Annotated in this window: 1 protein-coding gene; it reads right to left on the reverse strand. The window is 70.4% G+C overall.

Features of this window, described 5'->3' with window-relative positions:
- The coding region (locus CCN33_RS30505; RefSeq protein WP_244173995.1) for a sigma-70 family RNA polymerase sigma factor at positions 1–568 on the reverse strand (568 nt) is incomplete at both ends.

Below are 568 nucleotides of genomic sequence, written 5' to 3' on the forward strand. Positions count from 1 at the left end.
CCAGGGTGTCCATGAGGCTGAGCCGGTCGCCGCCCTCACCGCCGACGTGCAGCAGTTCCTCCAGCGCGACCACGTTGGCCAGGGACAGCTGGCTGAAGACCGCGTGCAGATCCTCGACCTCCACGCCCAGCTCGGTGGCGACCTCCTGCTCGCTCGGGGTCCGCCGCAGCTTCGCCTCCAGCGCGGCGTAGGCCCGCTCGTAGTTGCGCGCCTTCTGCCGGACCGACCGGGGAATCCAGTCCAGCGCCCGCAGTTCGTCGATCATGGCGCCGCGAATCCGGGTGATCGCGTACGTCTCGAACTTGATCTCGCGCTCGATGTCGAACTTCTCGATCGCGTCGATCAGCCCGAAGACGCCGGAGGAGACGAAGTCGGCCTGCTCCACGTTGGGCGGCAGCCCGACGCTGACCCGGCCCGCGACGTACTTCACGAGCGGGGAGTAGTGCAGGATGAGCTGCTCCCGGAGGCGCTCGTCCCCCGTCGCCTTGTACGACCGCCACAGCTCGTCGAGCGTCGAGGGAGCGGGCGGTCGCACGCTGCCGCCGTCGCGGGCGGCTGGGGGGGCCGC

The sequence above is a fragment of the Streptomyces recifensis genome (genome assembly GCF_002154615.1).
Classification (GTDB): Bacteria; Actinomycetota; Actinomycetes; order Streptomycetales; family Streptomycetaceae; genus Streptomyces; species Streptomyces griseoluteus.